The sequence below is a fragment of the Sulfitobacter alexandrii genome, assembly GCF_001886735.1.
Lineage (GTDB): Bacteria > Pseudomonadota > Alphaproteobacteria > Rhodobacterales > Rhodobacteraceae > Sulfitobacter > Sulfitobacter alexandrii.
Map to the genome: position 1 here is coordinate 791,792 of NZ_CP018076.1, position 21,003 is coordinate 812,794.

Below are 21,003 nucleotides of genomic sequence, written 5' to 3' on the forward strand. Positions count from 1 at the left end.
CGGTGGTGCAGCCCGGACCGGGCCGCTAGAAGGTGGGCCATCACTATGGAGTGCGCCACATGACACAGATCACACCGCAGCCCGGCATCATGGATATCGAGCTCTACCAAGGTGGGGCGAGCCATGTGGCCGGCATTCAGAACGTGGTCAAGCTCAGCTCGAACGAAAACCCGCTGGGACCGTCCGAAGCGGCGATGGAAGCGTTCCGCCGTGCGGCCTTTACCCTGCACCGCTACCCGTCGACCGATCACGCGAGCCTGCGTCAGGCCATCGGCGAGGTGCTCGGGCTGGAGGCCGACAACATCATATGCGGCGCGGGCTCGGACGAGATCATCGCGCTCCTGTGCCAGGCCTACGCCGGCCCGGGGGGCGAGGTGATCCACACCGAACACGGCTTTGGCATGTACAAGATCAACGCGCTGGCGGCGGGGGCGACCCCGGTCGAGGTGCGCGAGCGCGAACGGGTCACCGACGTGGACGCCATCCTTGCCGCATGCGGTTCAAAGACGGCGCTGGTCTTCATCGCGAACCCCAACAACCCGACAGCGACCATGATCGCCCCGGGCGAAGTCGCACGACTGGCCGACGGCCTGCCACCCCAGGCGCTGTTGGTGCTCGACGGGGCCTATGCGGAATATGTCGACGGGTACGATGGCGGCGCCTCGCTGGTGGAATCGCGCGAGAACGTCATCATGACCCGCACCTTCTCCAAGATATATGGCCTTGGCGGCCTGCGCGTCGGCTGGGGCTACGGGCCGCGCCACGTGATCGATGTGCTGAACCGCATCAGGGGGCCCTTCAACCTGTCGCAGGCGGCGCTGAGCGCGGCCGAGGCGGCGATCCGCGATGTCGCCTACGTCGACCACTGTCGCGCCGAGAACGCGCGGATGCGCGGCTGGATGGCCGACGCCCTTGCCGAGATCGGTGTGCCGTCGGACGTGTCGCTGACCAACTTCGTTCTGGCCCGTTTCGCCAGCCCGGAAGAGGCCGCCGCCTGCCATGCGCATCTGACGGCCGAGGGGCTCCTTGTGAGACCTTCGGCCAACTACAACCTGCCGAACTGCCTGCGGATCACGGTGGGGGACGAACCCTCCTGCCGCCGCGTCGTCCACGCGGTCCGCCAGTTCAAGAACGGTGAGGCGGATGGCTGAAATCTACGACCGCGTGGCGCTGATCGGGCTCGGCCTGATCGCATCGTCGATGTTCTGGGCCATTCGCCGCGCCGGACTGGCGGGCGAGGTCAGGGGATACGCACGCTCCGCCGAAACCCGCGAGACCGCGCGCGAGATCGGGCTTTGCGATCGTGTCTGCGATACCCTGTCCGAGACCGTCGAGGGTGCGGACCTCGTCGTGCTTTGCGTGCCGGTCGGCGTCATGGGGGACATCGCGGTCGAGATCGCGCCGCTTCTGAAGCCGGGCGCCACCGTGACGGACGTGGGATCGGTCAAGTCGGACGTGATCGCTCAGGTCAGGCCCCACATCCCGGACGGGGTGCATTTCGTGCCGGGCCATCCGCTTGCCGGGACCGAACATTCCGGCCCGAGGTCGGGCTTTGCCGAGCTTTTCGACAACCGCTGGTGCCTGCTGGTCCCGGTCGAGGGCACCGATCCCGCCGCCGTGGACCGGCTCCGCCGGTTCTGGGAGGGCTGCGGTGCCAACGTGGACGAGATGGACGCCGACCATCATGACCTCGTCCTTGCCGTGACCAGCCATGCGCCCCACCTTATCGCCTACACGATGGTCGGCGTGGCGGACGACCTGCGCCGGGTCACCGACAGCGAGGTGATCAAGTATTCCGCCGGCGGTTTCCGGGATTTCACCCGCATCGCGGCATCGGACCCGACCATGTGGCGCGACGTTTTTCTGTCGAACAAGGATGCCACGCTGGAGATCCTCGGCCGCTTCACGGAAGAGTTGTTTGCCCTGCAAAGGGCGATCCGCCAAGGTGACGGGGCGCATCTGCACGACTACTTCACCCGCACCCGCGCGATCCGCAAGGGGATCATCGAGGCGGGACAGGACACCGATGCGCCGGATTTCGGCCGGGGAGGGGGCAAGAAATGAAACGGTTCGGCGCGGTTTGCGCTCTGGTGGCGGTGGCCACCGTGGCGCATGCGAACGCGCCGACCGGTTCACTCCGCCCCGTTCCCCGCGCGGACGGCACCCCTGTCGTCACTGCGCCTGCCATGGCTGCCGAGGCCGCACCCGAAGTGCCCGCCGCCCCGTCCGATGACCGGATCGCGGCGCAGGAACCGCAGATCGAACGCCGCGGTCTGTTCAAATCGCTGCGTCCCCTGTTCCGGTCCCGCAAGGTGGAAAAGGCCGCCCGCGCGCAGCGCGAGACGCTCAGAAAGGGGGCTGTCTGCGGTGATCTGGCCATTCAGGGCGAGGCCGTCGGACGCATCCGGGGGGAGACCAGCGGCTGCGGCGTGGACAACGCGGTCAGGGTGAGGACCGTCTCCGGCGTGAAACTGAGCACCGCTGCGCTCATGGATTGCGCCACCGCCAACGCGTTGAAAACATGGATGGACCGTGCCGCGAAACCGGCCCTTGCGGGCAAGGGGGGCGGCCTGCAGAGCGTCCGGGTGGCCGCGCACTATGCCTGCCGGGGGCGCAACAACCAGAAGGGCGCGAAGATTTCCGAGCACGGCAAGGGACGCGCGATCGACATATCCGGCTTCGTCCTGAGCAACGGCACCGAGATCAGCGTCCTTCAGGGATGGAACGCGCGGAGCCACGCCAGCGCGTTGCGCCAGATGCATCAGGCGGCATGCGGGCCTTTCGGCACCGTTCTGGGCCCCGAAGCCAACAAGTTTCACCGCGATCACTTCCATTTCGACACGGCCCGCTACCGGTCGGGAAGCTACTGCCGCTGACGGCTAGTCGAGCAGGATCCGCGGGGCCGGGCCAAGCTGGATCGGGCCAAGCGCCATCTGACCGTCGGCAAAGGCAAGCGTCACTTCCAAGTCGCCATCCTGCCCGCCGATGTTGGCGAGTCCGCCCATCAGCAATTGCGCCTGATTGCGCGGCGCCGGGCCGAGCATCCCGGTATCCGAGGCAAGGTCGAGCAGGCGCTGCCACCGGGCGAGCCGCAGGGTGACCGTACCGGTCGGGATGCCATCCGCATCGATTGTCACGCGCCCTTCGCCCCCGACCTGGATCTCGCCCCAGCGCACATCCAGCGAGTCCACCGCGATGAGGCGGGGCTGGGGCGGCACGCCGTCCAGTGCCGCGCGATCCACCGGGCGGTCGAAACCGACGCTGCCGCGCAGCGCCAGCGCATCGAAGGCGCGGGGCCAGTCCGCCGGCAGGTTCAGCATCGCGCGAATGACGTCGCCCGGTGTCACAGCATCCGTTTCCAGCCGCAGGTCGTAGACAGGGTCGGTCGCCTGCTGCACCGCGACCAGCGAAGCACGGTCGCCGCTCAGCAAGGCGCCCTGAGCCGTTGACAGCAGGAATTGCCGGCCTTCCACGGTCGCGCTCTCCAGTTCGAGTGCCGTGCCGGGATGCAGTCTGAGGTTCATGCGGGCATCCTGCGCGCGCAGGCGAAAGGGCTGCCCGGACAGGGTCACGGTCATCGGTGTTTCGGGCAGGTCCAGCGTGACGAACCCCGGCCACCACGCCGGCGCCGACAGCGCGACGTGATCCGCCGTCAGACCACTGCCACCGGTCGGATCCACCAGCGCCACCTCTTCGAGCCGGCCGTCGAGGCGCAGCGGAAATCCCGATTGGACCAGCCGTGCCTCCGCCTGCCATCCGGCGGCGCGGCGATCCTGCAGCAGCGACGTTACCCCCTGTCGCAGGCCATAGCTGGCTGCAGCCCACCACAGGCACCACAGAAGGGCGAGCGACACCAGCAATACCAAGAGCCTGCGCATCCAAGACACCCCTTTCAATCATCCTGCCGATGCGGTTTACCGGGGACAAAGCGAAAGGACCAGCCAGATGGAAATGTGGGTGTTCGGGTACGGGTCGCTGTTGTGGAACCCGGGGTTCGAAGTGGCGGAAAGCGTGGTCGGCACCTTGCCGGGCTACGCCAGATCTTTCTGCATGCGGTCTATCCACCATCGTGGCAGCGTCGAGCTTCCGGGCCTCGTCCTCGCGCTTGACGAACAGCCGGACCATGCCTGCACCGGTATTGCCCTGCGCGTGGCACCGGGACACGAGGCCGCCACGCTGGCATACCTGCGCGAGCGGGAACTGATTTCATCCGCCTACATCGAAAAGAACCTCGACGTGGATCTGGCGGACGGCAGACGGGTCCGTGCGGTGGTCTACGTCATCGACGAGACCCACGAACAGTACTGCGGGGGCCTTCCGCTGGAGGAACAGGCCCGGATCATCGCGACGGCGGTTGGTGGGCGCGGCCCGAATACGGAGTACCTCTACAACACCGCGCGCCACCTCTCCGAGATCGGCCTGCAGGACCCTGAACTCGACTGGCTGCACGAAAGGGTGAGGCACCTGACCTCATAATTACATGGCGCAACGTGGCAAATCCGGTATAAACACCGGCGAGAGCAGGAAAAAGGGTCGGGAGCAAGCCCTGATGGCGCAGCCAGACCGCGCAAGAACACCACAGTTTTCCCAGCCGGTTCGTCAGATCACACTGATGCTGATCGTGCTGGCACTGACCGCCGTGGGCGGGTTCCTTGCCCTGCCGTCGGTCTTTCCGATCTTCGTGGCCAATCCCTACCTGAACGGGGTCATCGTGCTGGTGTTCTTCATCGGCGTGCTGGCCTGTTTCTATCAGGTTTACCAGCTGATCGGTTCGGTGCGGTGGATCGAGAACTTCGCCTCGGACAAACCGGATCCCGACACGGTCGCGCCGCAACTGCTGGCGCCACTGGCGCAGCTTCTGCGGACCCGCAACGCGCGGATGCAGGTCAGCGCGACGTCCACCCGGTCGATCTTGGATTCCGTCGCGACCCGCATCGACGAGGCGCGTGAAATCACGCGTTACATCGTCAACATGCTGATATTCCTCGGCCTTCTCGGCACCTTCTACGGTCTGGCCACGACCGTTCCGGCGGTGGTCGACACCATTCGCAGCCTCGCCCCGTCCGAGGGCGAAGGGGGTGTGAACGTGTTCAACCGGCTGATGACCGGGCTTGAGGCACAGCTGGGGGGCATGGGCGTTGCCTTCGGCTCGTCGCTGCTGGGGCTTGCAGGGTCGCTGGTGGTGGGCCTTCTGGAACTGTTCGCCGGCCACGGTCAGAACCGTTTCTACCAGGAGCTCGAAGACTGGCTGAGCTCGATCACGCGGGTCGGGTTCACGGCAGGCGACGACGCCAGTGGTGACCAGCAGATGGTGGCGGGCGTTCTCGATCACATGGTCGAGCAGATGGACAGCCTGCAACAGATGTACACCCAGTCCGACATCAGCCGGTCGATGGTGGACGAGAAGCTGGGCAAGCTGGCCGATGCGGTGGATCGCATGACCACGCGGATGGAACAGGGCGACGCCCCTGTCGCCGCGTTGGAGCGCATCGCGGAAGGTCAGGAGCGGCTGATCGGGGCGCTGGAAAAGTCCGGCGGCGATGGCATGGATGCCGAAAGCCGGATGCGGCTGAGGTCCATCGACGTTCAGATGCTGCGCATTCTCGAGGAAATATCGGCAGGCCGACAGGAAACCATGGCCGAGCTGCGTCACGATATCTCCCTGCTCGCCAAGGCCGTGTCGGGTGGTCGCCCGGCGTCGCTGCCGCGCCGCATGCGCAGTCCCGACACCCCGGATGAGAGCTGAGCATGGCGTTGTCCCGGCGGACAGGCGCGCGCTTTCAGGGGTCCATCTGGCCCGGTTTCGTGGATGCAATGACGGGTCTTCTGCTCGTCCTCATGTTCGTGCTGACGATTTTCATGGTCGTGCAATACGTCCTGACCGAAAGGATCACCGGACAGGAAAGCGAGCTGGATCAGCTATCGGGCGAGATCGCCGCGCTGGCGCAGGCGCTGGGCGTGGAAGAACGATCGAACGCGCAGCTTGAGGCCCGGCTGGGCGCGCTGAACGCCACCTTGAACGACGCGCAGGAACAGATCAGCCAGCAGACTGCGCTGATTTCCTCGCTCACCAGCGAGCGTGACACGCAGGCCGCCGCGCTGGACGAAGCCCGCACCCGCATCAGCAGCTTCGAGGCGCAGGTCGCGGCGCTGATTTCGGCGCGCGACGACGCGCTGGGGCAGGTGGCGACGCTGGAAGAGTCCGAGGCCGCGCTGCAGGAGCGGCAGGCAGAGCTCTTGAGCGAGCAGGAAGCGTTGAACCTTGCGCTGGCTTCCGCGCGTGACGAGATGGACGCCCAGGCCGAGGCGGCGCGGCTTGCCGCCTCCCGCCGCGAGGCGCTGGATGCGCTGGTGGCGGACCTGCGGGCCCGCAATGCCGAGGCGGGGGGCGAGGTCGAGGCGCTGCAGACCCGGGTGGCCGAGGCCGAGGCCGCCCTGAGCGAAGAGGAAGCGGCAAGACTGGCCGAGGCGGCGGCGGCGGAGATGCTGCGCGACCGCCTCGAAAACGCGAATACCGAGCTGACGGCGATGACGCTCGCGCTGGAGGAACAGCGCCGTGAAGCCGAGGACACCCTGACGCTGCTCGCGGCCGCGCGAGCGGCGGAGAAGGATCTCGACACCCGGCTGTCGCGCACTTTGCTCGAACTGGAAGACGCGCAGGCGGCAGCGGCCGAAGGGTCGCAGGCGCGTCAGACCGCGGCTGACCTGCGCGCCGAGATCGACGCGCTACAGGACAGGCTCGACCAGACCACGCAGACGATGTCGCAGGAACGCGACGATCTGCGCGACCAGTTGGCCCGCGCCGTCGCGGCGAAATTGGCCGCGGAAACCTTGGCGGAAGATACCACCACCGAGGCAGAGAAACGCGCGGCGCTTCTGGCCACCGCGCAATCCGCCCTCGCCGAGGAAAAGGCGACCAGCGCGGAAGCCCAGCGGGAGACCGAATTGCTGAACCAGCAGGTCGCAGCGCTGCGCCAGCAACTTGGCGACCTGCAGGCGCTGCTGGACGACGCGGTCGCGCGAGACGCCGCGCAATCGGTGGAATTGCAATCGCTTGGGTCCGAGTTGAACACGGCATTGGCCCGCGTGGCCGCCGAACAGCGCCGCCGGGCCGAACTGGAAGCTGCGGAACGGGCACGGCTCGAGGCGCAGACCAAGGACCTCGAGCAATACCGGTCCGAATTCTTTGGCCGCCTTCGGGATCTTCTCGGCGCGCAGGAGGGGATCCGGATCGAAGGCGATCGCTTTGTCTTTTCGTCAGAGGTTCTGTTCCCGCCGGGCGGGGCGGTGCTGTCGCCGGACGGCGAGCGCGAGATCGCCAAGGTGGCAGGTATCCTGCGGTCCATCGCCGACGATATCCCGCCCGAGATCGACTGGGTGATCCGCGTGGACGGACATACCGACAACGTGCCGCTCTCGGGACTGGGCGAATTCGCCGACAACTGGGAGCTGTCACAGGCGCGGGCCCTTTCGGTGGTGAAGTACATGATCAATTCGGAAGGTATTCCGCCGAGCCGGCTGGCCGCGAACGGTTTCGGCCAGTACCAGCCGGTCGCGACGGGTGACAGCGAGGAAGCCCGCGCGCAGAACCGGCGGATCGAGCTCAAGTTCACCGAAAAATAGCGCTTGGCGGGTCAGCGCAGGGTGATCTGCGTGGTTCTTTCGTCCAGCATCGCCCCCTCTCTGACCAGTGCCGCGGTGGCGGTGTAGTCTCCGGCAGGCCAGCTTGCGCCGCTGCGGCGCTTGCCGATGGCGCGAAACGCCTGAGCCTGATCGCGGGTGAGGGTGATATTGTCCGCTATGACTTCGCCTTGCGGTCCGGTGATTGCGAGCCTGAGGATGTCGCCCTCCCGTGGCCCGAAGAAGTAGGCGAAGACGACCAGCGCAGGTGCGTCCGCGGGCAGGGCAGTCGCGGCCGCTTCCCCGTTCTTGATGCGGTCGTAGTCGGGGATCGCATTGGCGAATCCCAACGCCAACAGCCCGCCGGGCTGATAGGTCGGCGGCTCCGCCCAAAGGGTGCTGTCGCCGGGGTCTTCGCAGTCGAGTACGCCGTCGGGATCGAAGGGGTCGACCGGTGTGCCCTTGTCGTCCCGGACGGAGAGGTGCACGTGGGGAAAGGCGGCGTTACCGGACTGGCCGATCTGGCCCAGCACTGTGCCTGCCTCGACCTTCTGGCCGCTGCCGACAGTGACGGAATCCTGTTTCAGATGGCAGTACTGGGTTTCCCATCCGTTGTCGTGCCGTATGACGATGCCGTTCCCGCACTCGCGCCCGGCCAGTTCGGCACGGCGGTCAGGGGTGTAGCCGCGGTCGTCCATGCCGTCGCGCACGCCGGTCACGATGCCCGGGGCGGCGGCCATCACGTTGACCCCGGCCATCATGTCGGCCCGCGTCGGCAGCGCGAAGTCCGTCCCCTTGTGCCCGCCGTAGCTCAGCCCGGCGCAGGTGAAATCGACGGCCCCCTGACCGGGGTCACGATCCATGTACTGCTGGATGAAGCAGTCCTGCCCCAGGATGCAGTCCACGGGAGACTGCAAAAGAAAACCCTCCGCCAGTGCGGGACCGGCGAAGGGCATGGCGAGGGCGAGGATGCCCCGAAGGATCATTCCGCAGTCAGAAGCGGCGGCTTGTTACCCGACAGCCGCGCGTTCTCCGGGCTGAGGATCTGAAGGTCGAGTTCGCCCTTCTTCACGCCGACCTTGACCACGCCGCCCTTGGCGAGTTTGCCGAACAACAGTTCCTCGGCGAGAGGCTTCTTGATGTTCTCCTGGATGACGCGACCCAGCGGGCGTGCGCCCATCTTGTCGTCGTAGCCCTTGTCGGCCAGCCATTCGGCTGCCTTTTTGCTCAGTTCGATGGTCACGTTGCGGTCCATCAGCTGTGCTTCCAGTTGCAGGACGAACTTCTCGACCACGCGCAGGATGACCTCCTTGGGCAGGGCGCCAAAGCTGATAACCGCATCCAGACGGTTGCGGAACTCGGGCGAGAAGGTCCGCTCGATCGCGGCGGTATCCTCGCCGGTGCGGCGGTCACGGCCAAAGCCGATCGCCTCCTTGGCCTGTTCCGCAGCGCCAGCGTTCGACGTCATGATGAGCACGACATTGCGGAAATCCACCGTCCGGCCGTTGTGGTCGGTCAGCTTGCCGTGGTCCATCACCTGCAGCAGGATGTTGTAGACGTCCGGATGAGCCTTCTCCATCTCGTCAAGCAGCAGGACACAGTGCGGGTGCTGGTCCACGCCATCCGTGAGCATGCCGCCCTGGTCGAAACCGACGTAGCCCGGAGGCGCGCCGATCAGGCGGCTGACCGCGTGTTTCTCCATGTACTCGGACATGTCGAAACGCAGCAGTTCCACGCCCAGCGTGTCGGCAAGCTGCTTGGCGACCTCGGTCTTGCCGACACCGGTTGGCCCGGCAAACAGGTAGTTGCCGATGGGCTTTTCGGGTTCGCGCAGACCCGCGCGGGCCAGCTTGATCGCCGAAGACAGCGCCTCGATCGCCTTGTCCTGACCGAACACCACGCGCTTGAGCGACGACTCCAGGTCCTTCAACACCACCACGTCGTCCTTGGACACGTTCTTGGGCGGGATCCGGGCGATCTTGGCCACCACGGCCTCGACCTCCTTTGTGCCGATGGTCTTGCGCCGCTTGGAGGCCGCGACCAGATGCTGGGCGGCACCGGCTTCGTCGATCACGTCGATGGCCGAATCCGGCAGCTTGCGATCGTTGATGTAGCGGTGTGCCAGCTCGACCGAGGTCTTGATCGCGTCGGAGGTGTACTTGACGCTATGGTGCTCCTCGAAATAGGGCTTCAGGCCCTTGAGGATCTTGGTCGCGTCTTCCACCGACGGCTCGTTCACGTCGATCTTCTGGAACCGGCGGCTCAGCGCGCGGTCCTTCTCGAAATGCTGACGGAACTCCTTGTAGGTGGTGGAGCCCATGGTGCGCAGCTTGCCGCCCGCCAGGGCAGGCTTGAGCAGGTTTGAGGCATCCATCGCGCCGCCAGACGTCGCGCCGGCGCCGATCACCGTGTGGATCTCGTCGATGAACAGAACCGCGTCCTTGTGGTCTTCCAGTTCCGCGACAACGGCCTTCAGCCGTTCCTCGAAATCGCCGCGATAGCGTGTCCCCGCGAGGAGGGCACCCATGTCGAGCGAGTAGATGGTGGTCTTGGAAAGCACTTCGGGGGTTTCGCCTGCCACGATCTTGCGCGCCAGCCCTTCGGCGATGGCGGTCTTTCCCACGCCGGGGTCACCCACCAGCAGCGGGTTGTTCTTGCGGCGGCGGCACAGCACCTGAATGCAACGCTCGACCTCGGACTCGCGACCGATGAGCGGATCGATATCGCCTTCGCGCGACTTGGCATTGAGGTCCACGCAGTACTTGGCCAGCGCGGATTCCTTCTTGTCGCCGTCCGTGACGCCCTGCGCCTCTTCCTCGTGCTCGGGGGCGCCTGCCACCGGGCGCTGTTCGCCGTACGCCGGATCCTTGGCGACGCCATGCGCGATGTAGTTCACCGCGTCGTAGCGGGTCATGTCCTGTTCCTGCAGGAAATAGGCGGCGTTCGACTCGCGTTCGGCAAAGATGGCGACCAGCACGTTGGCACCGGTCACTTCGGTTCGGCCGGACGACTGGACGTGGATCGCCGCGCGCTGGATCACGCGCTGGAACGCGGCAGTCGGCACTGCCTCGGACCCGTCGACATCGGTGACGAGGTTGCTCAGATCCTCGTCCACGAATTCGACCAGCGTGTCACGCAGTTCGGAAACATCGACCGAGCACGCCTTCATCACCTGTACGGCGTCGGGTTCATCGATCAGGGCCAGAAGGAGATGTTCCAATGTCGCAAATTCGTGCCGACGGGCGTTGGCCAGGGCCAGCGCGGCATGGATTGCTTGCTCAAGCGTATTCGAGAATGAAGGCACAAGGTGCTCCTTTTCGATCGGGGTCGGCTGGGTGCTGTGGAATGACAGGGCCCCGGTCCGACCATGGCCTCATACTGTTAGAGTTTGGTTGATCGCGGCCCGGCTTCAAGCATTTTCTTGAAAATTCTATTCACAATGGGCGTGATCGCGGTGTTTTGGCGTCAGAAGCGGCAGGATGCCTGACGCACCTCCGGGGCGGCCCGTCGGCGCGACACAACGGGTGGATTCCGCGGTGTCAGAAGTCATCCTTGCGCTTGCGGATCTCCGCAAACACGTCGCTGTCCGAGGCGTCTGGCATCCCCAGGGTGGCCCGGATGCCGGGGTCGGCGGGGCGCAGGAAGGGATTGGTTTCAAGTTCGGTTGAAAGTTTCGACGGCACCGTCGGTTCGCCCTTTTCGCGGGCATCCTCCACGGCCTTGGCCCTAGATATAAGCGCGGCGTTCTCGGGATCAACGGTCAGCGCGAATTTCGCGTTCGACGCGGTATACTCGTGGCCGGAGCAGATCGTCGTCTCGGGGGGCAGTTCCATCAGCTTTTGCATGGAGCCCCACATCTGCTCGGGCGTCCCTTCGAACAGGCGCCCGCACCCGAGCGCCATCAGGCTGTCCGCGGTAAAGGCGGCGCCGGCGTCCGCCACGTAGAAGGCGATATGGCCCACGGTATGCCCCGACACGTCGATCACGCGGGCGGAAAGGTCGCCCAGCTTCACGGTGTCGCCTTCCTTGACCCGGACATTGAGCTCGGGCATCCGGTGGGCGTCCGCCGCAGCCCCCACCACGGAGGCGTGGTGATCCGCCAGCAGGTCGGCCAGACCATCCACGTGATCCCAGTGGTGATGGGTCAGCCAGACCTGGGACAGGGTCCAGCCATGATCCTCCAGCGCCGCCTTGATCGGTCCGGCTTCCGGCACGTCGATGCAGGCAGTCTCCCCGGTGTTGCGGTCGTGCAGGAGATAGGCGTAGTTGTCCGACAGGCAGGGAACGGTAATCAGATCAAAGGGCATGGCGTATTCCTCTTTCCTGTTGATAAGGTCTGTTCAACAGTGACACTCACCACGATGGGCTGCAATGCATCTTGACGTCCAGGACCTGCGCAACTTCTACTACCGCAGCACGCTGGGCCGTGCCGCCCAGAAATCCCTGCGCAACCGGATGCTGGGCCTCTGGCCCGAGGCAAAGGGCCAGACCGTGGTCGGCTTCGGGTTCGCCGCCCCGCTTCTGCGCCCCTATCTGGCCGATGCGCGCAGGGTGATGACCCTGATGCCCGCCCCGCAGGGGGTGATGCCCTGGCCCGCGGGGATGCCCAACACCTCTGTCCTGACAGAAGAGACCATCTGGCCGCTGGAAACCGGCCACGTGGACAAGCTGGTTCTGTTGCATGGGCTCGAGACCTCCGAACGTCCTTCGGACCTGCTGGAGGAATGCTGGCGGGTGCTCGGACCCGGAGGCAAGGCCCTGTTCATCGTACCGAACCGGGCGGGTCTCTGGGCACGCCGCGACCGGACCCCGTTCGGCTACGGTCGGCCCTATTCGCCGGGACAGCTGGATGCGCAGTTGCGCAAGCACCAGTTCATTCCGGAACGCCAGGTAGGCGCCCTCTACCAGGTGCCCTCGCAACAACGGATCTGGATGAAATCCGCAGGCCTTTTCGAGCGTTTCGGCCGCCACACGCCGACGATCCTTGCCGGCGGCGCCTTCATGGTGGAGGCGACAAAGCAGGTCTATCCACCCAAGGGCCGGACTCAGAGGCAGCGCAAGCGGGTCAGTGTCCTTGACGGGCTGACCGAACCCGCGGTGGGCAGCGCCCGCAAACTGGGAACCTGAAGCCGGTCAGGCGACCGCGCGGGCGTTCTCGTGGATCACGATCTGATCGGCGTCCAGCGCGGTGACACCCGTCAGCCGCACGGTAAAGGACTGCGCCGGCGCCGTGGCGGAGGCTGCGACATCGACAGTCACGTCGAGGTAGCTGCCATCTTCGGAAGGCGTTGTCGAAATCCCGTTGACCTGGCTGCCCGAACCGCGCAGGTCCAGCACCAGATTATCCTCCTGCGGGTCGAAATCGCTGATATGGGTCACCACGCCCAGATCGTCGTCCTGCGGGTCCGCGGGCCGGGCAGGGTCGTAGAGCTCTATGGTGAAGCTGTCGGCACCTTCGCCTCCGGCCAGTGTGCTGGCCGCATCCGCCGCCCCGGCGTCGAGCACGACGCGCACCGCCAGATCGTCGTTGCCATCGTCGCCAAAGGCTTCGGCCCCGGCGGATTCGATGTAGATCACGTCGTCGCCGGCGTCGCCGTGGATGACGCCGCCTTCGCCGCCGACGATGAAGTCGTCGTCGCCCTCGCCGCCGTTCAGGCGCACGTCGCCGCCTTCGATGAAGGCTTCGAACACGTCGTTGCCGGTGCCGCCATTCCCTTCGAGATCCTGATCGGTCTGCAAGCCGAAGAAGTCGTCCCCGCCGTCGCCGTTCAACACCGCGTCGACGGCATCATCGTTGTAGAGGCTGTCGTCGCCCTCTCCGCCGTTCAGCGTGGGGGCGGTGCCCCCCGCCCTCAGGTCGTCGCGCCCGTCGTCGCCATTCAGCACGGCCCCGTCCGAGGTATCCGTCGCGAACAGCCGGTCGTCGCCTTCGCCTCCGTTCAGGGTGGAATTGCCGCCCTCGGCCTGCAGGTCGTCGTTGTCCGCCTCGCCGTTCAGCACGGCACCGACGGAGCCGGCATTCGTGGTCAGGGAGTCGTTTCCGGCCCCCCCGTTCACGGTTTCGGATCCGGTGGCCGCGAGGATGTCGTCTCCCTCCGTACCGTTCACCACCTCGTCCGGCGTTTCGGGGTCCGGAGTCTCCACAGTGTCGTCATCGTCGTTGTTGAAGGCAACGAGGAACAAGCCGACGCAAAGGAACGGCAACAGCGTGAGACCAAGCATGGGAATCCCCTAGAAAAAGACAGGCGAGAGCATGCCAGCCGATAACCGACCCTTTGTCAAATGTCGGGCCGAAAACGGGGCAAGTCGTTGCCGCGCATGAAACAATCGCGGCCAATCAAGACAGACTATCGCGAACCCGGCGCATTACGGGTCCGCGCAGGGCTGCACCCCTATGCCGCGCCTGCGCGGTTGATGTCGAAGTCGAAGACTTCGTTCGCATAGATCGTCTCGTTCGACCCAATGGGCGCTGTAGTCAATTGCAGCACCTGTGTGTCACCCACGAAGATCGCAAAGTCTTGCGTTGGTTCTACCAGGGGGCTGTCGTACCTGTTTGTTACGACGTCAATGTCCCCTTCGATCCCTGGATCGATGTTCAACTGAATACTGGCCCCACCTGGTGGTCTGAGAATTGTTGCGAAACCGTTTGTCACTTCATCCTCGGAGATGTTCACGACGAAGGTACCTTCGCTGGAGTTAGGGACATCAACGGCTGTCTGGCCAGCACGAATGGTAAAACTGTCCGTCCCGGTGCCGCCCCAGAACACCACATCCGGTCCAGACCCTTCCTGCGCGATGAACACATCATCCCCAGAGCCACCGTTGACAAAAATGTCGTCGCCACCAATCGAAACGGTGTCGTCACCGGTTCCACCCGACACCTCCGCGGCATCGTGATCGACGCTGAGCACATCATCGCCTGCGCTACCCAGATAGTGCGCATTGCCTCCAGCCGGACCGGCTTCGATGGTGTCATTGCCATCCCCGCCGGTGACGGTGCTGCCGTCGGCCCCGTTGACCTGATAGAGGTCGTCGCCATCGCCGAGTTGCGTATACGCCCCGCCGCCATCCCCGGTCACGGTGTCATTGCCGCCGCCCAGCGTGTTGTAGGTGCCACCCGCAACAGCCACGCCGCCATCGTCGGTGCCGGTTGCATCGTCAAACCCCGGGTTCAGCACGTCTCCGTCCGGACCGACAAATGTCAAGTTATCCATCGTCAGACCTGAGACACCTTCCAGTCTTATGGAAACGTCGCTGACTTCATCGGATCGTTCATCGGTGAGGGATAGGTTCAGGTCGGTATAGCTGCCGTCATCGGCCTCGGCGAAGGTGACGTCGTTCAGCTGCAGATAGGACGAATCCGCCAGCAGATCCAGTTCCAGCACGTCCTGTGCCGGGTCGAAATCCTCGATCCGGGCAATCAGCCCGATATCTGAATCAGCCGAATTGTAGCTCAACGCAAAGGTATCATTGCCCGCACCGCCGCTGAAACTGCGCAGGGCGCCTTCCTCCGGATCGGTATACTCCGTCACTTCGATCCCGATGGTGTCGTCACCGTCGCCGCCGTTCACCGTGACCGGCCCGCTACCGGAAAGCCCGGTGGCTGCCCGGATGAAATCGTCGCCTTCGCCCCCATCCGCACGGGCTGCCGAGCGATAGACCAGTTCGTCGTCGCCGGCACCGCCATTAAGGGTGCCACTGCCAGACAGCCTGTCGTCTCCGATGCCACCGTTGGCCGTGGATGAACCGAAACTTGCGATGGTGTCATTCCCGGCGTCGCCATTCAGGACGTTCCCATCGAACCGGCTGTCCGCGATGAGTTCATCGTCGCCCGCACCGCCGTTTACGGTCGCATTGTCAACGTGGACCTCAATCCGGTCATCGCCGGCCGTCCCGTCGAAGACACTGCCTTCCGTGGGTTCATCTGGTGTTTCAGGCGGTTCCAGCGGATCGGGCTCGTCCGGTACCTCCGCATCTTCAGGGTCGCTATCCGAACCAAAGGGGATAAACAGCAAGCCAAAAACCAACAGCGGCAAAACGTACAGCCCCAACATCGCACCATCCTTTTCTGAACACCCGTCATGCAACCGTTGGCGGTGTGACGAGTCAAGTTTCGGGCCGTTTCGCCGGGAAATTGGCGCAGATGCTTGAAATATGGGGGCATTGTTGAGCCAGTCGAAACACCGATCATGGGCCGGCGCGTGAGAATCGCGTCATCAAGGGGGGTGTGCCGCGATTGGAGGGAAGGCCGCACAATGTTCGCCCACTTGAAAATAAAGGGATACGCAGGGCATAAAGCCGCACTATACTGTGTTGCGGGCTGGGAACCTTCCTGCTACATCGCCCCTGATTTTGACGTCTTGAGACTATTCAAGCCGCGCCAACGAACCGGTGACGCGACTTCTTTCGCATATCCGGACAGACTTTTGAGAGGATGGACGTGTCCGAAACAGCTTCGATTTCCACCGGTATCGCACAGCGTTACGCGTCAGCGGTCTATGATCTGGCCAAGGATGGCGACAAGGTCAAAGATATCGAATCCGATCTCGACGCGCTGAACGAGGCGCTGAACGGCAGCGAGGATTTCCGCGACCTGATCAATTCGCCGGTCTACACCCGCGACGAGCAGGGCAAGGCCATCACCGCGCTCGCCAAGAAGATGAATCTTTCCTCGATCATGTCCAGCACCCTGGCGCTGATGGCAAGCAAGCGGCGGCTGTTCGTCCTGCCGCAGCTGGTCCGGACGCTGCGCGAGCAGATCGCCGAGGACAAGGGCGAGGTCACCGCGGACGTGGTATCGGCCAAGGCGCTGACCAAGGCGCAGTCTGACAAACTTGCCAAGACGCTGACCGCGAACACCGGCAAGACCGTAACGCTTCAAACGACCGTTGATGAAAGCCTCATCGGCGGTCTTATCGTCAAAGTGGGCTCCAAGATGATCGATACGTCGATCCGCTCGAAGCTCAATTCCCTCCAGAACGTAATGAAAGAGGTCGGATAAATGGGTATCCAAGCGGCAGAGATTTCTGCAATCCTGAAGGACCAGATCAAGAATTTCGGTCAAGAGGCCGAAGTCGCCGAAGTCGGCCGGGTGCTGTCCGTCGGTGACGGTATCGCGCGGGTCTACGGTCTGGACAACGTGCAGGCCGGCGAAATGGTCGAATTCCCCGGCGGTATCCAGGGCATGGCCCTGAACCTCGAAGCCGACAACGTCGGTGTCGTGATCTTCGGTTCCGACCGCGACATCAAGGAAGGCGACGTCGTCAAGCGCACCAACTCCATCGTGGACGTGCCGATCGGTGACGAACTGCTTGGCCGCGTCGTGGACGGCCTGGGCAACCCGATCGACGGCAAGGGCCCGATCAATGCCTCCAAGCGCGGCATCGCCGACGTCAAGGCGCCCGGCATCATCCCCCGCAAATCCGTGCACGAGCCCATGGCGACCGGTCTCAAGGCCGTCGACTCGATGATCCCCATCGGCCGTGGCCAGCGCGAGCTGATCATCGGCGACCGTCAGACCGGCAAGACCGCCGTCGCGCTCGACGCGATGCTGAACCAGCAGCAGGTGAACGAGGCCGCCGACGGCGACGAGAGCAAGAAGATGTACTGCGTCTACGTCGCGATCGGCCAGAAGCGGTCGACCGTGGCGCAGCTGGTGAAGAAGCTCGAAGACACCGGTGCCATCAACTATTCCATCGTCGTGGCCGCCACCGCCTCCGAGCCGGCGCCGATGCAGTTCCTCGCGCCTTATGCCGCGACCGCGATGGCGGAGTATTTCCGCGATAACGGCCGCCACGCCCTGATCGTTTACGATGACCTGTCCAAGCAGGCCGTGTCCTATCGCCAGATGTCCCTGCTGCTGCGCCGCCCGCCGGGCCGCGAAGCCTATCCGGGCGACGTTTTCTACCTGCACTCCCGTCTGCTGGAGCGGTCGGCAAAGCTGGGTGACGAGGCCGGGAACGGCTCGCTTACCGCGCTGCCGATCATCGAAACGCAGGGCGGCGACGTGTCGGCCTTCATTCCGACCAACGTGATCTCGATCACCGACGGCCAGATCTTCCTTGAAACCGAACTGTTCTACCAGGGTATCCGCCCCGCCGTGAACACCGGTCTTTCGGTGTCGCGCGTTGGTTCCTCGGCCCAGACCAAGGCGATGTCCTCGGTCGCCGGCCCGGTGAAACTGTCGCTCGCCCAGTACCGCGAGATGGCGGCCTTCGCCCAGTTCGGTTCCGACCTGGACGCGGCCACCCAGCGCCTGCTGAACCGCGGTGCGCGTCTGACCGAGCTGATGAAGCAGCCGCAGTATTCGCCGCTGTCGAACGCCGAGATCGTCTGCGTCATCTATGCGGGCACGCACGGCTACCTCGACAAGCTGGACGTGTCCGAGGTCGGTCGCTGGGAGCAGGGCCTGCTGTCGCACCTGCGTTCCAAGAACGCCGATCTGCTCAAGGACATCACCAACAATGACCGCAAGGTGAAAGACGAGCTCGAAGAAAAGATCAAAGCCGCGCTCGACGCTTACGCCGCAGACTTCGCTTAAGGAGAGATAAGCCAATGGCAAATCTCAAGGACCTTAAAAACAGGATCTCGTCGGTCAAATCGACCCGCAAGATCACCAAGGCCATGCAAATGGTTGCCGCGGCGAAACTTCGCCGCGCGCAGGAAGCTGCCGAGATGTCGCGTCCCTATGCCGAACGGTTCAATGCCGTCATGGCACGCCTGTCGGCGTCCGTCGGGGGAAGTGACAGCGCGCCCAAGCTGTTGACGGGCACCGGGTCTGACAAGGTCAACCTGCTGATCGTCATGACCTCCGAGCGGGGCCTCTGCGGCGGCTTCAACTCGAACATCGTCAAGAAGGCGAAGACGCACGCGCAGAAACTGATTGGCGAGGGCAAGGAGATCAAGATCCTGACCGTCGGCAAGAAGGGGCGCGATCAGCTTCGCCGCGACTACGGCGACAAGCTGGTGGGTCACGTCGATCTGTCGGACGTCAAGCGGCTGAGCTACGCGGACGCGCAGGGCATCGCCAAGGACGTGCTGGCACGTTTCGATGAAGGTGAATTCGACGTCGCGACGCTGTTCTATTCCGAGTTCGAGAATGTGGTCAGCCAGATCCCGCAGGCCAAGCAGATCATCCCCGCCACGTTCGAAGAGGACGAGGCCGATGGCGCCGACAGCCTGTTCGACTACGAGCCCAGTGAAGAGGCCATCCTGGCCGATCTTCTGCCACGCGGCGTGGCCACGGCGATCTTTTCCGGCCTGCTGGAAAACGCAGCGTCCGAACAGGGCGCGCGCATGTCCGCGATGGACAACGCCACACGCAACGCGGGCGAGATGATCGAGGATCTGACGATCGAATACAACCGTTCCCGTCAGGCCGTCATCACGAACGAGCTGATCGAAATCATTTCCGGCGCGGAAGCGCTGTAAGCAAACCGGAGAAACGACATGGCAAAAGCAGTCGGCAAAATCACTCAGGTCATCGGCGCCGTCGTTGACGTGCAGTTCGATGACAACCTGCCCGAGATCCTGAACGCCCTTCACACCGAGAACCAGGGCAAGACGCTGGTTCTGGAAGTGGCGCAGCACCTCGGCGAAAACACCGTGCGTACCATCGCGATGGACGCCACCGAAGGCCTCGTGCGCGGCGCGCCCGTCACTGATACCGACGCCCCGATCCAGGTGCCCGTCGGCAAGGCAACACTGGGCCGCATCCTGAACGTGACCGGCGAGCCGGTGGACGAGAAGGGCCCGGTCGAAACCGACGAGAGCCGCGCGATCCACGGTGAGGCGCCGTCCTTCGACGCCCAGTCCACCGAGACCGAGATCCTGACCACCGGCATCAAGGTCATCGACCTGCTGGCCCCCTACACCAAGGGCGGCAAGATCGGCCTGTTCGGCGGTGCCGGCGTGGGCAAGACGGTTCTGATCATGGAACTGATCAACAACATCGCCAAGGTGCACTCGGGCCTGTCCGTGTTCGCCGGCGTGGGTGAACGGACCCGCGAGGGTAACGACCTGTACCACGAGATGATCGAATCCGGCGTTATCGTGCCTGACAACCTGCAGGAATCGAAAATCGCCCTGGTCTACGGCCAGATGAACGAGCCTCCCGGTGCGCGTATGCGCGTCGCCCTGTCCGGCCTGACCCTGGCCGAGCAGTTCCGTGACGAATCCGGTTCCGACGTTCTGTTCTTCGTGGACAACATCTTCCGCTTCACGCAGGCGGGCTCCGAGGTGTCGGCGCTTCTGGGTCGTATTCCTTCGGCGGTGGGCTATCAGCCGACCCTCGCGACCGACATGGGTGCGATGCAGGAACGGATTTCGTCGACCAAGAAAGGCTCGATTACCTCCGTGCAAGCGGTCTACGTGCCTGCGGACGACCTGACCGACCCCGCGCCCGCGACCTCCTTTGCGCACCTCGACGCGACGACGGTTCTCGATCGTTCGATCTCGGAAAAGGGCATCTATCCGGCCGTGGATCCGCTGGGCTCGTCCTCGCGCCTTCTGGACCCGCAGATCATCGGGCAGGAGCACTACAAGGTCGCAACCGACGTGCAGCAGATCCTTCAGCGCTACAAGTCGCTTCAGGACATCATCGCGATCCTCGGGATGGACGAACTGTCCGAAGAGGACAAGATGACCGTTGCGCGCGCCCGGAAGATCGAGCGTTTCCTGAGCCAGCCCTTCGACGTGGCCAAGGTCTTTACCGGCTCCGACGGCGTGCAGGTGCCGCTGGAGGACACCATCGCGTCCTTCAAGGCGGTTGTGGCCGGTGAATACGACCACCTGCCCGAAGGGGCGTTCTACATGGTCGGCGGTATCGACGAAGTGAAAGCGAAAGCCGAGAAACTGGCTGCAGACGCAGCCTGAGGGAGCCTGACTGATGGCAGACACAATGCAATTCGATCTCGTGTCGCCGGAGCGGCGGCTGGCCTCCTTGCAGGTCACCTCCGTGCAGATTCCCGGTGCCGACGGCGACATGACGGCGATGGAGGGGCATGCGCCCACCATCACCACATTGCGCCCCGGCGTCCTGTCGGTCGAAGGGCCGGACGGCACGGCGGAGTATGTCGTGACCGGCGGCTTCGCCGAGATCAGCAGCCAGGGCGTTTCGGTCCTGGCCGAGCGTGCGGTACCGAAAGGCGACATGACGCAAGAGCATCTCGACGAGATGGTCGAAGAGGCGCAGCAGACCTACACCAAGGCCAAGGAAGTTTTCGAGAACGAGCCCGGCCCCGTGGATGATGCGGCCAAGCTGCTGGCCGACATGGTCGCGGTCGGTGACGAGATCGGCCTTTCCTCGAAGCAGCCGAGCCTCTGAGCGGCGTTTCAATCTCTTGGAAAAGCCCCGCTTCGGCGGGGCTTTTTCTTTTCCGCATC

General features: G+C 64.4%; 18 protein-coding genes. 12 read left to right on the forward strand and 6 right to left on the reverse strand.

The features are described 5' to 3' along the window. Positions 1–59: 59 nt before the first annotated feature. From hisC to BOO69_RS03910, 3 genes are read left to right on the forward strand one after another with little or no spacing between them, the layout of a single operon-like run. Positions 60–1,151, forward strand: a complete 1,092-nt coding sequence (gene hisC, locus BOO69_RS03900; RefSeq protein ID WP_071970491.1) for a histidinol-phosphate transaminase — start codon at positions 60–62, stop codon at positions 1,149–1,151. After that, the gene (locus BOO69_RS03905) at positions 1,144–2,064 is read left to right on the forward strand and encodes a prephenate/arogenate dehydrogenase family protein (RefSeq protein ID WP_071970493.1); all 921 of its coding nucleotides are present in this window, start codon (positions 1,144–1,146) and stop codon (positions 2,062–2,064) included. The genes hisC and BOO69_RS03905 overlap by 8 nt, the downstream gene beginning before the upstream one ends. Next, positions 2,061–2,876 (forward strand): extensin-like domain-containing protein, encoded by an 816-nt coding sequence (locus BOO69_RS03910; RefSeq protein ID WP_071970495.1) that lies wholly within the window; start codon positions 2,061–2,063, stop codon positions 2,874–2,876. The genes BOO69_RS03905 and BOO69_RS03910 overlap by 4 nt, the downstream gene beginning before the upstream one ends. 3 nt (positions 2,877–2,879) lie before the next feature. On the opposite strand, the gene BOO69_RS03915 is transcribed toward BOO69_RS03910, so the two are convergent. Further along, entirely contained in the window at positions 2,880–3,878 is a 999-nt protein-coding gene (locus tag BOO69_RS03915; protein ID WP_071970497.1) for a DUF2125 domain-containing protein, read from the reverse strand. Positions 3,879–3,945: 67 nt separating this feature from the next. On the opposite strand from BOO69_RS03915, the gene BOO69_RS03920 reads away from it, so the two are divergent. From BOO69_RS03920 to BOO69_RS03930, 3 genes are all read left to right on the forward strand, one after another. Beyond that, positions 3,946–4,476, forward strand: coding sequence for a gamma-glutamylcyclotransferase (locus tag BOO69_RS03920; RefSeq protein ID WP_071970499.1), 531 nt, complete (start codon positions 3,946–3,948; stop codon positions 4,474–4,476). A gap of 73 nt (positions 4,477–4,549) precedes the next feature. Then, the gene (locus tag BOO69_RS03925) at positions 4,550–5,746 is read left to right on the forward strand and encodes a biopolymer transporter ExbB (RefSeq protein ID WP_071970501.1); all 1,197 of its coding nucleotides are present in this window, start codon (positions 4,550–4,552) and stop codon (positions 5,744–5,746) included. A 2-nt stretch (positions 5,747–5,748) separates the two neighbouring features. After that, positions 5,749–7,623 (forward strand): peptidoglycan -binding protein, encoded by a 1,875-nt coding sequence (locus BOO69_RS03930; protein ID WP_071970502.1) that lies wholly within the window; start codon positions 5,749–5,751, stop codon positions 7,621–7,623. 11 nt (positions 7,624–7,634) lie between these two features. Here the strand turns inward: BOO69_RS03930 and BOO69_RS03935 are convergent, their stop codons facing one another. From BOO69_RS03935 to gloB, 3 genes are all read right to left on the reverse strand, one after another. Further along, positions 7,635–8,606: a M23 family metallopeptidase gene (locus tag BOO69_RS03935; RefSeq protein WP_071970503.1), complete on the reverse strand. Its 972-nt coding sequence runs from the start codon at positions 8,604–8,606 to the stop codon at positions 7,635–7,637. After that, on the reverse strand, positions 8,603–10,924 hold the full coding sequence (gene clpA, locus BOO69_RS03940; RefSeq protein WP_071970504.1) for an ATP-dependent Clp protease ATP-binding subunit ClpA: 2,322 nt from the start codon (positions 10,922–10,924) through the stop codon (positions 8,603–8,605). Before clpA ends, BOO69_RS03935 begins: the two co-directional genes overlap by 4 nt. A gap of 235 nt (positions 10,925–11,159) precedes the next feature. Further along, the gene (gloB, locus tag BOO69_RS03945) at positions 11,160–11,927 is read right to left on the reverse strand and encodes a hydroxyacylglutathione hydrolase (RefSeq protein WP_071970505.1); all 768 of its coding nucleotides are present in this window, start codon (positions 11,925–11,927) and stop codon (positions 11,160–11,162) included. A 64-nt stretch (positions 11,928–11,991) separates the two neighbouring features. On the opposite strand from gloB, the gene BOO69_RS03950 reads away from it, so the two are divergent. Further along, positions 11,992–12,747: a class I SAM-dependent methyltransferase gene (locus BOO69_RS03950; protein WP_071970506.1), complete on the forward strand. Its 756-nt coding sequence runs from the start codon at positions 11,992–11,994 to the stop codon at positions 12,745–12,747. 6 nt (positions 12,748–12,753) lie between these two features. Here BOO69_RS03950 and BOO69_RS03955 read toward each other — a convergent pair whose 3' ends face one another. Both BOO69_RS03955 and BOO69_RS03960 read right to left on the reverse strand, forming a co-directional pair. Then, on the reverse strand, positions 12,754–13,842 hold the full coding sequence (locus tag BOO69_RS03955; RefSeq protein WP_071970507.1) for a calcium-binding protein: 1,089 nt from the start codon (positions 13,840–13,842) through the stop codon (positions 12,754–12,756). Positions 13,843–14,012: 170 nt separating this feature from the next. Continuing rightward, on the reverse strand, positions 14,013–15,674 hold the full coding sequence (locus BOO69_RS03960; protein ID WP_071970509.1) for a calcium-binding protein: 1,662 nt from the start codon (positions 15,672–15,674) through the stop codon (positions 14,013–14,015). A gap of 386 nt (positions 15,675–16,060) precedes the next feature. On the opposite strand from BOO69_RS03960, the gene BOO69_RS03965 reads away from it, so the two are divergent. Genes BOO69_RS03965 through BOO69_RS03985 form a run of 5 tightly spaced genes read left to right on the forward strand, consistent with a single transcriptional unit; the run spans position 16,061 to position 20,944 of the window. After that, positions 16,061–16,621, forward strand: coding sequence for a F0F1 ATP synthase subunit delta (locus BOO69_RS03965; protein WP_172839494.1), 561 nt, complete (start codon positions 16,061–16,063; stop codon positions 16,619–16,621). Next, on the forward strand, positions 16,622–18,160 hold the full coding sequence (gene atpA / locus BOO69_RS03970) for a F0F1 ATP synthase subunit alpha (RefSeq protein WP_071970513.1): 1,539 nt from the start codon (positions 16,622–16,624) through the stop codon (positions 18,158–18,160). Positions 18,161–18,174: 14 nt separating this feature from the next. After that, complete coding sequence (locus BOO69_RS03975; protein ID WP_071970515.1) at positions 18,175–19,050, forward strand: F0F1 ATP synthase subunit gamma; 876 nt, start codon at positions 18,175–18,177, stop codon at positions 19,048–19,050. Positions 19,051–19,068: 18 nt separating this feature from the next. Continuing rightward, a complete protein-coding gene (gene atpD, locus BOO69_RS03980; RefSeq protein ID WP_071970517.1) occupies positions 19,069–20,493 on the forward strand; it encodes a F0F1 ATP synthase subunit beta in 1,425 nt (474 codons plus the stop codon). Between the two features lie 13 nt (positions 20,494–20,506). After that, positions 20,507–20,944, forward strand: coding sequence for a F0F1 ATP synthase subunit epsilon (locus BOO69_RS03985; RefSeq protein ID WP_071970519.1), 438 nt, complete (start codon positions 20,507–20,509; stop codon positions 20,942–20,944). Positions 20,945–21,003 lie beyond the last annotated feature (59 nt).